This is a genomic window from Persicitalea sp., assembly GCF_041751555.1.
Lineage (GTDB): Bacteria > Bacteroidota > Bacteroidia > Cytophagales > Spirosomataceae > Persicitalea.
In genome coordinates, this window is sequence record NZ_JBGSXF010000515.1 from 1 (window position 1) to 15,032 (window position 15,032).

Here is a 15,032-nt window from a genome sequence, read left to right on the forward strand (position 1 = left end):
CGGATTCAGGCAATTCGACCGGGACACCAGACCGCCGAGAACGCACTGCCTGAACGGGTTTTTCGGACATTGAAGCCGGGCAGCCGGAGCCGAAATGTCTAAGAATCCACCAATACTCAGCCCCCACGCCAACCTGTCAACACATTTTAGTAGCATACGGTATGAAAGAAACAGTGTATTGATTGAAAAAAAATGTAAATAGACTAATCGGTAATAGATACTTTGCGATTATTATCAGAACGATGAATAAAGAGATACTCTAACCCTACACGGATTAAATCACGTAACGGTTTGGAAAGTTCGCTCGTAAAAATCATCCAACCTCAATGGCAGGTGGAGCAATCGTTCCAATGCTATAATTCCTCAATTTAACTCACAAAACCCTATAAATCAAGATTGCCATGGCCAAAAATGTATCGGAACAACTACTGGAAATTCTCGTAAACGAAGGCGTCTCAAAAATATATGGGGTCACGGGCGACGCGCTGAATTTTCTGGTAAAAGCTATCGAAGAGCGCGACGATGTCGATTGGATCGGCTTCAAACATGAGGGTAATGCCTCCTTTGCTGCTTTTGGCGAGAGTGAAACCACGGGCCGACTCGCCGTTTGCGCAGGTACAGTCGGGCCGGGGGCACTGCATTTGGTCAATGGATTGTACAACGCCAAGAAAGAGCGCACCCCCGTGATGGCCATCACGGGGCAGGTTCCCCAGAATAAGCAGGGAACAAATTACTTTCAGGAAGTGGATTTGAAAAAAGTCTTCGACGATATTTGTGATTACCAGGCGATCATCCGCACGCCCGCCGAAGCGCCGATGGTGATTCAGCGGGCCATTCAGATTGCGGTGTCCCGGCGTACCGTCTGTCGCGTGGAGCTCGCCGCTAATATTGCCGAAATGACGGCGGAAAATGAGCAGTATCTGCACCCGATATTCCACTCGGACGCCACGCTCGTGCCGGGCGACGCATCGATTGCGGCAGCGGCGGAGGCCATCAATGAGGCCAAAAACATTGGAATTCTGGCCGGTCATGGTTGCCGGGAAGCCAGGGAAGCCGTGTTGGCACTTTCCAAAAAACTCAACGCTCCCATCACCCATACGTTGAAGGCGTCGGATATCTTCGACCACGACGCCGAAAATGTCGTCGGGCTGACGGGGCTGATTGGTAATCCTTCGGGCTATAACGCCGTGATGAAGTGCGACCTGCTGCTGATGCTGGCTACCGACTTTCCGTACATCGATTTTCTACCCCATGACACCAAAACGATTCAGGTGGATATCCGGGAAGAAAACATCGGTAACCGCACCGGCGTAGACATCGGCGTACACAGCGACATTGGGGCCTTCGTAGCCAAGCTTTTACCGAAAATAGCGCAAAAAACAGATGACGCTTTCCTGCAAAGGCTAACCGATAGCTTCAAAAAATGGAAACAGAACAAGCGGGAGGAAGCATCGCCCAGTCGGGATATCGAGCCGCTGCATCCGCAGATTTTTGCCCAATTTATCAACCAGCACGCTTCCGACGACGCCATATTTACGGTCGAGACGGGGACTTCGGCGATTTGGGCAGCACACCACATTTCTTTTCACTCCGACCGGCGGGTGATCGGCTCGTTCAACCACGGCTCGATGGCCGTCGGCTTACCTTCGGCGATGGGCGCGCAGTTTGCCCATCCAGACCGAGAAGTGTGGGCTATCTCGGGCGATGGGGCTTTCAACATGGCCATGCAGGATTTCATTACTGCCGTCCGATATAAGTTGCCCATCAAAGTACTGGTGTTGAACAATTCACAATTGAGTTTCGTTAAACTCGAAATGGAGGAAGTGGGCCTGGCTCCCGCTCTGGACGCGTTGCACCAGGAAAACGTCAATTTCGCCGATTACGCCCGGTTGTGCGGCGGGGAAGGCATCCGGGTGGAACACGCCAAAGACATCGAGCAAGCCATCATTATGGCTAAGAACAGCACCAAACCGTTCATCATCGACGCTGTGGTGAGCAGCGGCGAACTATCCCTGCCACCCCACATCGGCGTGGAAGAAGCCTGGGGCTTTGGTACTTCTAAATTAAAGGAGGTCGCCCAAATCATTTCCGGTGACGGACAGCAATGGGACAATCTGAAAAAAGAACTTAAATCTTACTTCGATTGAGCAGGGGAGGGCGTGATTAGGCCCGAATCACGCCCTCCTGCTCCATTTGCTGCCTTACTTTCTGCATCGACCTTTCGGCAAAAGCCAAGATGGTACAAGCGGGGTTCGGTCCGAGGGAATTGGGCAAAATCGAGCCGTCCAGTACCAGGAAATTATCGTAGCCAAACACCCTGCCGTAGGTGTCCACCACGCCCGTCGAGCTATCTTCCCCCATCGATACCCCGCCAATGTTGTGAGGGATTTCCACCAGTTTGAGCTTCTCGGCGACCAGATTAGGGATGTAGTAGTTGTACACTTGCCTGGCGAACAAAGCGCCCAAATCGTTGAGGTAGGCAATGTAGTCGGCATTTTTGTCGAAGGGGTAGTCGATTTCCACCTCACCGGAAGCACCTAGCTTGAATTCGCCGACCGCATCGTCCCGGCCCATCATCAGGATCGGCACGGGCCAGGAACGCTCCACTAATTCAAAGACCGGAACGTAATGTCCCAGCCAATTTACCACGCGATCAATCTGCCCGTAGTCCTTGGGCTCGAAATCACCAATCAGACTGTACACAATGGCACTTATTGCCTTGATGGGGGTGGGGTAGCGGCCGCCCTCGATGTAGGCACCCTGCGGACTGCCGTCCCGGTGACGAAAGCGGATGTAGTCGCTGTTGGTCGTGCCCTTATCGGGCGCGATATTCTTTTTGGCCCGTAGCCAGCCAACGAGGTAGGTAAGTACGCCCGCCGCGATTACCTTTTCGTTTTTCAAAAAGCCTCCCGCCACCGCAGTGATTACCCCCGCCCACGAAAGCGCCAGTCCTTTCTTGGGTACCATGAATGTTACATAATCCCCGTTGGTATGGTACCCCTTTCCCAAACGCGGCGATAACTTGGGCAGCGTTTTGTGTACCTCCTTATTTTGCATCAACAACTGCGTACTTCCGACGGTACCCGCGCCGGAAACTAAAATTTTGGTGGTGATGCTGCCGGTTTGATCGCTGTCTTCGCGCGGATTTCGCCAATGTACCCGGTAACCGCCGTCCGGCAGGGGTTCGATTTTGGTCACTTCCGTAAACGGCCTGATCTCTACGCCCAGCCGTTGCGCGAGAAAGAGGTAGTTTTTATCGAGCGTGTTTTTTACGTCGATCTCCCCGCCCAGAATTTTCTGTTCGCTGGGGTCGGAGTAACGCTGGGTGGCACCGTGGGCGTTCGTGAAAGTTTCTCCGGGCGTGCCTCCCTCCGGCGCGTAGGAAATCCCCAACAGAATGTCGCCTTGTTTTTCTACAAGGTCGGGGTACTTGGCGGCGAGTTTTCGCTCGGCTTTTCGGAAAAGTTTGTAGGAAGGCAGTTGATTATAGGGCGCGTAGTCGGGATACTTCATGGCGCCCATCATCTGCTCGCCCCGTTCGTAGTAGGGCCGCATTTCTTCGACCGTGATGCCGCTGGGAAAATCATCGAAAAAAGCCCGGCGTTTCAACGTACCGGCGTACACGTGCGAGCCGCCGCCTACGCCCGCCCCCAGCCACGGGATGATGTGTTCGCCGCGTTTCCTGAAATCATTCATGCCGTAGCGCCCCTTGTCCGGTTGCCAGAACAGGTTCGCATCCGCCTCGAAGTTTTCCCGGCTGATCCAGCCGCCCCTTTCAAGCACCACTACTTTTTTGCCCGCTTCGGCAAAACGAAGTGCGGCGACCGAAGCCCCAAAGCCCGAACCAATGATAAGTACCTCCGTGTCAAGCTTCATCCTTTCTGCGGTCTTTGATTTCTTGTTGTAATTTATTTTTAAAAGACGACCAAACCGGATTGAGCGTCTCGCCGTCCGGGTAAAGGTATTCCGTAATGGAATCGGCGAAAGTACTTGGCGTGTCGTCAATGGGAATCACTTTGAAATGCATGGTGCCGCCGTCCTCACCATCGTTAAAAATCCGCAGTGCCTGCACCTCATTGTGCTGGTCGATGAGTAGTACGGATGCCCCGATGGTTTCGACGGGCTTTCGGGGAATCACCCACCCGCCGGTATTGAATATACGCAGGTTATCTATCTGAGCGTGTGACGTTGCTTTCTCGAAGGGCTTGTGGGTGTGCCCCCAAATGAAGGTGAGCTTGTTCGTCGGGCAGCCTTGTTTTTCAAGAACTTCCAAGCCATAGTTTTGCAGATAATCCATTACTCCTTCCATCGTTTTGTCCGAACAAACCTCTTCTTCGTTGGAGCGTTCGGTGCGCACCGTTTCGGCGATATTTTGAATCAGTGTTTTGGCTAATTGTTCTTCCAACACTTCGATCGGGATGTAGGGAAAATCGACGGAGGCGGCCAGGTTTTTGGCTAATTCATCGATGTGTTTTTCCAATAGCTCCTCGCTGCTGAGCGTTGCCATCAAGGTGCAAAAGTACTCGCCCGCTTCACCGCTTCTGCCCAATTCGCTGTACACGAAATCGATCATACTGCCATTTTGCTCGGAGAGCGCTTCCAGGTCGCTTGGTGGCTTCAATTCGGGGTACAGCGCCTGCATGGCGATGGAGAAGAAACGATACGCAGGCTCCGCAAAATGACCGTGATGAATTAAAATCCCGGATCCGCCGTCGCGCGTCGGGGGAAGCAGCAAATTGGGGTAGTTGATTTTCAAATTCAACTTCATGCCTTCCGGGGCAAAAGCCTGGAAAAAACGACTGGAAAACCCCTCCGCGTAGCCCGATGGGGTGGTATGCCGGAGGGCAGGAAACGCTTCATTTTTCGTACGTTTTTCAAGCGCTTCCTGAAATTTTTCCTCCTGGGCCAACTGCCAAATGTGCTGGTCGTGGTTGCCGGGCAGGTAGGCCACCTGATCGCACACTTTGTGATGATGCGTAAATGCCGCCACGAATTGTTCAAAAACCGCTAAACTCTCCCCGTAAGAGCTGAAAGAAAGACCAAGAATGTCCCCGTTCAGCACCATCATGGGGAAATCCTCCTGATCGAAATCTTTTATCAAATCCGCGAGACATTTACTAAAGCAGGTCACCAGATCGGATTGACCGCCTTCCCTCGACGTAAAAAGGCTGTCAGTCTCCCCCAGATGCAAGTCGGAGAGCACCAGATATTTCAGTTCGTGTTTTTTAGGCATACCGTATCGTTCAGTGCCGTCTGATTGCTGTTCGGGGCGGTTAATAGGATGTTGTATCCTTAGCCATAAGCGCCACAACTACCCCGAACACAACGTGTCCCATCAAGCTTCCAATCGCTAACAATACTTTGCTGCCCTCCGGCGTGGGCATAGAGGGGAACATGGCTCCCATTGCCGCCATGCCTATCTGGGCAATGATAAAGGCAATAATACCAAACACGATTCCTTTGACCGCTGGCGAGGAGATTTTTGTCAACCAGCCACGGATGACGTAAACGTAGAGCAACGCAAATATGATGCCCATCATAAAGTGCATCACCCAGCCCACCGCGATGGGAGCATCCATCGTCTCGGCCAGCATTTTGGGCGGCTCCATTTTGGGCATTCCCATCATGGCCGAGACCATCATTAAAGCGGTCATGGCTATGGTGGCCACGATTCCGGCGATTACACTTTTCAAAAACGAGTTATTCATGAGCAAGAGGTTAAAGTTGGTGAATTTATAAGAATGAAGGCAAATATGGGTTTGAACTACTTGAAGCAAGGTTTTCCGCTACGGCACCCGCCCAGGCTGCTTCCTGGTCTATGTGGGGTAAGTGTGGAGGGTGCTTGTCTATAGTACTTGACTAGTGATCGTTAACTGAGGATTACACTCACTCTTGGGAGGAATTATATCGTCATCCTTTCACAACCGATACAAAAACCCCAAAATATTCTTTAAAAATGAGGTCAAATCTCCTGTTCTGATCGAGTTGGTGGCTTTTTGATTGATTCGGGAAGCCATAGGATAGGTGTACACCTTGTTGAAAAAGTTTTTGTTACGGTGGATGGATGTCATCGATTTTGGCTTTAACTTTTCTGTAAGTTAAGTAGCCACTTATTGCTGTTGATAAACTTATCAGAAAATAAATAAATGCCGGAATATTCGTTCCCCAAATAACCAAGTACAGATTTGCGGCATTGAAGATAACGAGTGCAGTTATAACCGGAATCAGCAGTGATCTGCCCTGTTTTTTGCGCTTATAGATCCAGCCAATAGCCATAAGAAATAGTGGAGTCGCCACAATATGAATGCCTACAAAAAGAGCGGGATTTACCTGGTAGGTGCGACCTAGTTGCAAGTAATAGTCTTTAACGAGTGTCCACCAGTTCATCCGCCCAGAATTTTATAGGTCATTGGAAGCAACGTGTCTGTCGCTGTCGTTAAGGATTCTTTTTTATGGAGCGATATCACTTGATTATTTTTATAAGTTTCACGTAGTACAAAGCTACAATTCTCCCTGCGACGCCCGCACAGGTCGCGTCCCGGTCTATGTGGGGTAGGTGTTGACCTCTTACAACCGATACAAAAACCCCAGAACGTTTTTTAAAAAAGGTGTCAAATCTCCCGTTCTGATCGAGTTGGTGGCTTTTTGATTGATTCGGGAAGCCACAGGATAGGCGTACACCTTGTTGAAAAGGACGTTGGTATTCAGTTTCGCCAGCTGCGCGGTAAACAATTCCTGCACCAGCTCGCCCGCATGCGGGGCAATCATGCTGCCGCCCAGAATAGTACTCTTGCCCAGGAACCACTTCTTCTTACTCACATACAGCACCAGTTTCCCGTAGCGGTAGTCGTCGGTAATGGCGCGGTCGTCGTCTTCAAAGCTTTGGGTGATTGGCTCGAAGTCAACAGAGTCTTTTTTCAGGTCTTTTTCCGAACGCCCGAAGGTCGCTATCTCGGGTTCCGTGAAAGTCACCCAGGAAAGGGTTTCAAAGGTGTGTTTCTTCTTGAAAAAAGGCACGAAGAAATTTCGCATCAATTGCCGTACGTGCTTTTCGGCCCCGTGCGAGAAGTAGTAAAGACCCGTCGAATCGCCTGCTGTGTACACGCGCGAATTAGTAGTTTGAAGATACTCGTCGATGACGATTTTACCTTTTTCAACCTCGATTGCCGCCTTATCCAACCCCAGTCCTTCGATCGTCACAACCCGGCCGATAGCCACCAGGGCGGCATCAAACGATATTTTCTTCTTCGATTTCTTTTCGATGAGCACTTCGGCTTCGTTGGCTCCAGAAAAAGATACCACCTCTGCCTTATGAAGAATTTTGATTCCCTCTTTTTCAAACTGCTTCTCCAGAATTTCGGAAAACTCCGGCAATTCCTTCGAGGACAGCCGATCGCCCCGGTCTACGATAGTCACCTCGGAACCCAGTCGCCGAAACGCCTGCGCCATCTCACAGCCGATGGGCCCTCCGCCAATAACCAGGAGACTATCGGGTAGCTTTTTCAGGTCAAAGAAGAGCGTTTCATTGGTGTAGAGATTGGCATCACCGCTCCCTTTTACATCGAGTTGGCGCGGTTTGGAACCCGTAGCCAAAACAATGCGTCTGGCCGTGTAATCCGTCTCGTTCACGGCAATCGTCTCCTCATCGATAAAACGAGCGCGGCCAATCACGACCTCCAGCCCTTTTTTGCGCAGGTAGTCGGCGTTTTCATGGGCACGGATCACCGCCTGCTGTCCGTGCACGTACTCCATTACTTTTTCGAGGTCGGCTTTTCCTTCCATTTTTGCTCCGAATACTTCGGCCTGCCTTCCGTAAGCAAACTGCCTGGCTACGTGAATAAGCGCCTTGCTGGGAATACAGCCAAAATTAAGACAGTCGCCGCCGACATTGCTGGCGTTCTCCTCAATCAACAGTACCTTGATACCGATGGTGTGAGCCGCCAGAGACATGCCGAGCCCGCCACTTCCGGCCCCGATCACAATCAAATCGTATTTATTTTTCACTCAGAATAGGGTTAAATTGGTGAGAGAGCCGTTGTTTCCTTGCTAAAATCAGATTACGTTGGGTAAGCTACTTGATCAATTTATGCCGTTGGGTATATCCCCCTTCGCCCCGCTACTTTTTAGGTCGATAAGTTTTTCAGCAATTTTGAGGAGATCGGGCTCATTGATTTCTGGAAGCGGGGCCAGGGGATACAGCTGTTGTCCCGGCCGGGCTATAAACGCCCCTCGCCAACCCGCCCAAATCGCTCCGGCGATATCCCATCCGTGGGCCGCAACCATCATGCACTCATTGGGTTGCGCTCCCATTTTCCTGGCGGCCCAATCGTAAACATCCCTATCCGGTTTGTATTTTCCAACATCCTCTATGCTCAACATTTCATCGAAATAATCGGTCAGTCCTGCATTTTTGAATTGCGCCTGCACGCCCTGATTAGAGGAATTGGTCAGAGAAACCAGTTTGTAACCGGCATTTCTGAGTTTTTGCAACGCTTCCTTCACTTCGGGGTGCGGAGGCAGCGAACGCATTGGTTTTAATGCCTCTTTGGCCTCGCTTTCCGTTAATTGTACGTCGTGATTGGCCGCAACCATTCTCAGGGTCGCGGCACCAATTATCCCAAAGTCTCCATATTGGCGACTGGTTGTGGATACCAGCGAATATTGTAGCATCGTGGTAAACCATAATGGTACCAAGTCTTCCCGATCCCCCAGCGCCATTGCTACGCTCTTTTTCAAGTTTTCAAGATCCAATAGCGATTCGTTCACATCAAAAAACAATACGGTTGGTCGTACTGATGGTGCTGATTTAGTCGTTTGCGTTTTCATTGATACTAGTGTTGTTTTTATAGATGGATCGGTGCGGAGTTATTTTAATATAAGCGCACAATATCCGAATATCTGAAAATATTAGAAGGCTTTAGACCGAGGGTTTTCTCTTGATAAAGTTCATTGGGAACGCTGATATCACCCAAATAAAGCTCCCCGATTATGGCCCGGGCCTCTTCTGAAAACAGGCCAATTTTTGGCATCGCCAACGTTAGGGTCGCAGTTGCCTTGACGATGGGATCATATAATTTTCCACTGGTTAAATCTAATCCTGATGGCGTATCGAGCGCAACGACAGGTACATCCCGGGCGTTCGCCCATTGGATCATCGAGGCCGCCGATCCACGTGGATCTCCATGCAGACTGTATCCAATAATCCCGTCGAGAATGGCATCGATCTCACCAACTTCATTGATTTTATCGGCCAGGGCAATCGAAACGCCCATCCGCTCTAAAATTGAGCATTGATGTTTTGGCACCGGTGTGAAATCATCGGCTGCCGAAGTAGTAAATACCTGAACCTTAGCACCCCAATTGTGCAGCCTTCTGGCGGCAACCAGGGCACCGCCACCATTACCCCCGGACCCTGCCATGACCACGATTCGTTTGCCCTCGACATCACCATCAAAAAACCGTTCTTTGAGGAGAATGGCCAAACAACGCCCGGCGTTTTCCATCATCTGTACAAGATCGATGTGGTATTCTTCCATCATCAAACGGTCGACTTCGATCATTTGATCGGTGTCTATCTTATCGTAATCCGTATGGATTTCCTTGATAGTGTTACCCATATACTATGCGTTGTCTGTGAAATCTTTTTTCTGGCCTTTGCTTATTCTAGCTCATATAGTTTGTGTTCACTATACAACTTGATCAATGCGGCGACGGACCATGCCTGCTGTACACAGCCTCGACCCGAATAAGGCGATTTACCGTCAAAAATTTCTGAAATTCCCATGATGCAGTCGGCGTTATAGAAGTGGTTTTTCAAAGGTTCAAGCGCTTTGACGACCGCTTTCCTGGTTTCTTTATTCGAGCCGTTGACATTAAGGTAAGCCTGCCAATAATCCATCAGCAAAAACGGCCAAACCGTTCCCTGATGATAGGCCGTATCTCTATCCCACTGATTGCCCGCGTAGGTACCTTTGAATTCCGGATCGGCCATCTCCAAAGAACGAAGACCGTAATTGGTCAGTAACTTGTCGCTTACCTGCGCTAAGATAGCCTTCTCCTTCTTTTTATTCAACAGAGGAAATGGGAGACTGATCGCGTATATTTGATTGGGGCGGAAGCTTTTGTCAGGATTTTGGGTTGGAACAACTACGTCGTTCAGATACCCCTCGTCGTTCAGGAAATAGTCCTCAAAATTTGACTTAAATCTCTTTCTAATTTCCCCTATTTCCTTGTGTGCTCCGAAATAGCTACTTTCACAAAATTCCTCGTAGATACAAAGTGCATTGTACCATAGCGCATTGATTTCCACCGGGCAGCCTATTCTTGGGGTAACGACGTATCCGTCTACCTTTGCGTCCATCCAGGTCAGTTGCCAACCTTCCTCACCACCCCATAAAAAACCTTCGGGAGTAACGTGAATATCATAGCGGGTTCCTTGTATGTGGGCCAAGAGAATAGCTTCCAGCGCGCTAAGATTTTCTGCGATATAAGCAGCATCCCCAAATTTCTTGTTGTATTCGTACATAGCGATAAACAACCACAGCGTGGCATCGATCGTATTGTACTCCACATCCTGACCGTCTTCGTTGGGAAAGCGATTGGGTAACATTCCCTTATCCAGGTACTTTATAAACGTGGAAAGTATGGACTTGGAAGCGTTTTTATCGCCGGTGGCGATCGTGAGACCGCGCATGGAAATCATCGCGTCGCGACCCCAATCCATAAACCAATGATATCCGGCAATAATAGATTTTGAATTTGTGGATTTCCTATCGATTAGAAACTGATTGCCCGAAACTAGTAAGTCGTTGTAAAACGAGCCCTTTACCTTTTCGTCTCGAAGGCTTTCTATGTGCTTCAATTTTTTCTTTTCCAGGCCGGACGCTGCCTTATCGAGAAAAGATTCTTCCGTGGTAAATACCAGTTTTAAATGCTGACCCTTTTTAAGTTCTGATTTCAGGTAACCTATCCGGTAGTAATCTTCAATGGACTCTTGCCCCCGATATTCTTCCTTTTCAAGTTTGAAGTTTTCGTACCACGCCCGGTCCTCAATAAATTCTCCCTGGGACCAGTCAACGTAGAATGGCATACTGTCGGGGTAAGCATATATTTTGATATGTTTGATCTCTTTTTCGTAATAAAAATCGAAGTCATTCTTTGAAAACGCCGCGTGGAAACTTTTGAATACCAACAGAGGATGTACCTCTATTTCAAAGGGCTTTTTCGATGTATTTTCGTAGAGTAGTACCGTAGTATTATTGTCCGGCACCATAAACAGTTTTTTTCGTAAACTCCATCCCTTCCCACCATACTCCCAGGTTGCCATTGGTAAGCGGTTGAATTCCTTCAGGAATTGTTGGCCCGTGGGATGCACTGCTTCCACGTATTGATTGACCGACAAATCTGAATAGGTATTCTTGAATAAAATTCTCTCCTCGACCTTGGCAACAAGAATCTTTTTGTCCGCAGGAGGGTTGTTCGGAGCCACCAAAAGACCGTGGTACTTTCGGGTGTTGGCGCAAACCACGGAAGAAGAAGCGTAGCCTCCGATGCCGTTGGTTTCCAACCATTCCAGGTTGAGTAAAGCCGTTAAATCTTGGTTTTCAATTTTCATTGGAAAAGTGTTATTTCAAGTGAATAGGTGGCTTAGGATGTTGTACTCACTCTAATTCTTGGATCAGGAATGCGACGCAGCCCGTCCATCCTGTCTGATGACTGGCCCCGACTCCTCGGCCGTTGTCGCCATGAAAGTACTCATTGAATAGCACCAAATCCTTGAAATACTCGTCCTGGTACCGTTTTTTGTGCAATCCATTGACGGGCCTGTCTCCGTTTTTATCCTTGGAGAATATAGCGATCAGACGGTGACGCACATCGTTGCCTATGGTGCCCAGATCCACCTCTCTACCTGACCCGGTCGGACACTCCGCCCCAAAATCATCGCCGTAATATTTATGGTATTCTTTGAGCGTTTCTACGATCAAGAAATTCATGGGAAACCAAATGGGTCCGCGCCAGTTGGAATTGCCCCCGAACAAGCCGGTTTGCGATTCAGCCGGTGCGTATTGGATGCTAAAAGACTCCCCTTTGATTTTGATCGTGTAAGGCTTTTCGTGTACTTTGGAAAGTGCCCGTATGCCATAGTCGCTGAAAAACTCGTCTTCATCGAGCAGGGCTTCAAGCAGCTTTTTCAAACGCTTCTTTGGCACCATGGATAATAAAATATCCTCATCCTCCTTAAAGTCCTCTATGACGACATAGAGGTCGTTTTCGATGCGGTAGTTTCTGAACCACTTCAACCGATCATAAAAATCTTTCAGCTTTTTAAGTTTCTCTTTTTCCAGTACCAGCACCGCGTTCATCGTCATCAAACCCACCAGCGATCTGATCTTGATTGGGATATACTCTTCGCTCGGCAAAGCGAGTATGTCATAGAAAAAGCCTTCTTCTTCGTCCCAGCTTCCCTCCCAATTTTCACCGATGTTGTTCAGCGAGGACGATATGTGGACGAAGTGTTCAAAAAATTTGGTACACATATCCTCGTAGGTCGAGTCTACCATCGCAATCTCCATACCGATCTGCAGCATGTTCAGAGAGAACATAGCCATCCAGGCCGTTCCGTCGGCCTGTTCCAAATGTCCGCCACCCGGAATATCACTACCGCGGTCGAATACGCCGATGTTGTCCAGGCCTAGAAATCCTCCCTCGAAAACATTGTTATCATTGCGGTCTTTGCGATTGACCCACCACGTAAAATTCAATGACAGCTTGGTGAAGACTCTCTTGAGAAAGTCAATATCACCCTTACCCGTCTTTTTCTTGTCGATTTCGTAGACCCGAAAGGCTGCCCATGCCTGCACCGGCGGGTTGACATCCGAGAAGGCCCATTCGTAGGCGGGGACTTGCCCACTGGGAGACATGTACCATTCCCTGAGCAGCAATATCAGCTGGTTCTTGGCGAAAGTGGCATCGACCATGGCCATGGGAACGCAATGGAACGCGGAATCCCAGGCGGCATACCAGGGGTATTCCCACTTGTCCGGCATCGAGATGATGTCCTCGTTATTCAAGGTCATCCAATCACTATTGCGGCCGTCCTTTCTTTCGGGCGGAGGAGCGGGTTGGCCGGGGTCACCGTTCATCCAGCTGTACATATCGATGTTGTAGTACTGTTTTGTCCACAACATGCCGGCCAGCGCCTGGCGTTGTATGCTTGCGAGGTCGTCCGGTGCCTCCTGCGCTATCTGATTATAAAACGCATCGGATTCCTGCAATCTCTCTTTGAATATCTCGTCAAATCCTTTTTCCAACGCATCTTTTCCCAGACTTTTTTTAGAGAGCCTCAGCCGTATCTCCTTTGATTTGCCACTTTCAATGTTCGCCCGATACATGGGTGCAAACTTGGTTCCCTCGTTGACCTCGTCCGTGAGCGAAAAGTCATTGTTGATGATCGCATCGTGGAATAAGTCCTTCACATAAGGGGTTTCATTGGGCTGACCGTACAACTTTTCAGTATTGGTCAAATTCTGTGTAAACAACCATTTGTCGGGTTTTTGGAAGCGTAAGTTGTATTTTCCCAATTTAGGATGCTCCACCACCACGGATCCGTAACTTTTTGTGTCCTCGTTCTTGCTGATGTTGTGCTTTCCTTCCATGCGGCCAAAACTCCAAAGATTGCGCAGCCAAAGGGTAGGAATCAGGGTGATCTCAGCGGCCTCAGGCCCGCGATTGTGCAGCGTCATTTTTATGAGGATATCTTCTTCATCAGCCTTCGCATACTCTGTGTACACATCGAAATACCGGTCTTCGTCAAACACGCCGGTATCCAGAATTTCATATTCCAAATCTTCTACGCCTCTACTCGCATTTGTGCGCAATAAATCATCGTAGGGGTAGGCTTTTTGGGGATACTTGTACAAGTGCTTCATGTAGGAATGCGTGGGCGTATTGTCAAGGTAGTAGTACAATTCCTTGCAATCCTCCCCGTGGTTGCCCTCGCCACCGGCCATACCAAAAAGCCGCTCTTTCAAAATGGGATCGTTGCCGTTCCAGAGTGCGACCGAAAAACAAATGGCGCAATGACTATCCGAGATTCCCGCGATGCCGTCCTCACCCCAACGATACACCCGGCTTCGCGCATGATCATGGGGGAAATAGTCCCAGGCGGTGCCATTGGGACTGTAATCTTCTCTAACCGTCCCCCATTGTCGTTCGCTTAGGTAGGGTCCCCATTCTAACCAATTTTTACCACCGTTGTAATTTTCTTCTAGTCTTTGCGCTTCGTGTGTCTTGTTTTTCATGGTGTCGTCTTTAACCGTTTGTAGAAAATCCAGGAAAGCAGGTCATGACCTCTATAACACCTTGTCAATCAAATGGTCGCCGACCCTCAGCGCTTGGGCCATGATCGTCAGCCCTGGATTGATGGCCGAGCTTGAGGGAAAGAAGCTTCCGTCGATTACGTAGAGGTTATCCACTTCGTGGGCCTTACAGTACGTATCCAAGACCGAAGTAATTGGGTCTGTCCCAAAACGGAGGGTGCCACATTGGTGCGCGGTGCCGGCCAACGGTATTTTCTTTCCAAAGTATAGGTGATTTGGCAAAATGTGGGTTTCGCAATCGACGTTTTCCAGGATCCATTTCAGCTTCTTTTGCAACCTCTGATGTCCTTCCGTATTATTTGGGGTGTAAATAAGTTGGACGTTGCCGTCCTCGGTCAGGATAACTCTATTTTCCGGGTCGGGAAGGTCTTCCGAGGTCATCCAAAAGTCGAGTGCGTGCTCGGCCACGAATTCGAGGGTGAAACCAGGGGCTATTGCGGGAGCATCGGCTTCCACCATGGTCGAATCGGATTTTCCCAGCATTTGAATATGGCCCATGGGATAATCGAAATCGTCGTCGCCCTTCAAATAAAAATCGTTGATGGCAAAGGTCTTACCGAATTTGGCCGTATTTGGCGTTTTGGATAGTGCGAGCATCGCCGAGTTATTGTGCGCCATGTAGTGTCGTCCAATTAAACCGGAGCCATTGGCCAA

The 15,032-nt window shown here is 49.4% G+C and carries 11 protein-coding genes; 1 reads left to right on the forward strand and 10 read right to left on the reverse strand.

The window, feature by feature from the left end; translation table 11 throughout:
* Window positions 1-401 precede the first annotated feature (401 nt).
* Window positions 402-2,147, forward strand: coding sequence for a thiamine pyrophosphate-dependent enzyme (locus ACEW8P_RS18365; RefSeq protein WP_373514533.1), 1,746 nt, complete (start codon window positions 402-404; stop codon window positions 2,145-2,147).
* Between the two features lie 16 nt (window positions 2,148-2,163).
* Here ACEW8P_RS18365 and ACEW8P_RS18370 read toward each other — a convergent pair whose 3' ends face one another.
* From ACEW8P_RS18370 to ACEW8P_RS18415, 10 genes are all read right to left on the reverse strand, one after another.
* The gene (locus tag ACEW8P_RS18370; RefSeq protein WP_373514534.1) at window positions 2,164-3,876 is read right to left on the reverse strand and encodes a GMC oxidoreductase; all 1,713 of its coding nucleotides are present in this window, start codon (window positions 3,874-3,876) and stop codon (window positions 2,164-2,166) included.
* Window positions 3,866-5,233: a metallophosphoesterase gene (locus ACEW8P_RS18375; protein ID WP_373514535.1), complete on the reverse strand. Its 1,368-nt coding sequence runs from the start codon at window positions 5,231-5,233 to the stop codon at window positions 3,866-3,868. The genes ACEW8P_RS18370 and ACEW8P_RS18375 overlap by 11 nt, the downstream gene beginning before the upstream one ends.
* 40 nt (window positions 5,234-5,273) lie before the next feature.
* Complete coding sequence (locus ACEW8P_RS18380; RefSeq protein ID WP_373514536.1) at window positions 5,274-5,708, reverse strand: DUF6789 family protein; 435 nt, start codon at window positions 5,706-5,708, stop codon at window positions 5,274-5,276.
* 343 nt (window positions 5,709-6,051) lie between these two features.
* Window positions 6,052-6,387 carry a hypothetical protein gene (locus ACEW8P_RS18385; protein ID WP_373514537.1) on the reverse strand — a complete coding sequence of 112 codons (336 nt, stop codon included), beginning with the start codon at window positions 6,385-6,387 and terminating at the stop codon, window positions 6,052-6,054.
* Between the two features lie 180 nt (window positions 6,388-6,567).
* The gene (locus ACEW8P_RS18390; RefSeq protein ID WP_373514538.1) at window positions 6,568-8,004 is read right to left on the reverse strand and encodes an NAD(P)/FAD-dependent oxidoreductase; all 1,437 of its coding nucleotides are present in this window, start codon (window positions 8,002-8,004) and stop codon (window positions 6,568-6,570) included.
* A gap of 75 nt (window positions 8,005-8,079) precedes the next feature.
* Window positions 8,080-8,826: a haloacid dehalogenase type II gene (locus ACEW8P_RS18395; RefSeq protein ID WP_373514539.1), complete on the reverse strand. Its 747-nt coding sequence runs from the start codon at window positions 8,824-8,826 to the stop codon at window positions 8,080-8,082.
* A gap of 44 nt (window positions 8,827-8,870) precedes the next feature.
* Window positions 8,871-9,617: an NAD(P)H-hydrate epimerase gene (locus ACEW8P_RS18400; RefSeq protein WP_373514540.1), complete on the reverse strand. Its 747-nt coding sequence runs from the start codon at window positions 9,615-9,617 to the stop codon at window positions 8,871-8,873.
* A gap of 41 nt (window positions 9,618-9,658) precedes the next feature.
* A complete protein-coding gene (locus tag ACEW8P_RS18405; RefSeq protein ID WP_373514541.1) occupies window positions 9,659-11,614 on the reverse strand; it encodes an amylo-alpha-1,6-glucosidase in 1,956 nt (651 codons plus the stop codon).
* Between the two features lie 46 nt (window positions 11,615-11,660).
* Window positions 11,661-14,300 (reverse strand): glucosidase, encoded by a 2,640-nt coding sequence (locus ACEW8P_RS18410; RefSeq protein ID WP_373514542.1) that lies wholly within the window; start codon window positions 14,298-14,300, stop codon window positions 11,661-11,663.
* Window positions 14,301-14,351: 51 nt separating this feature from the next.
* Window positions 14,352-15,032, reverse strand: a 681-nt coding sequence (locus ACEW8P_RS18415; protein WP_373514543.1) for a GMC oxidoreductase, incomplete at its 5' end; no start/stop codon positions are given.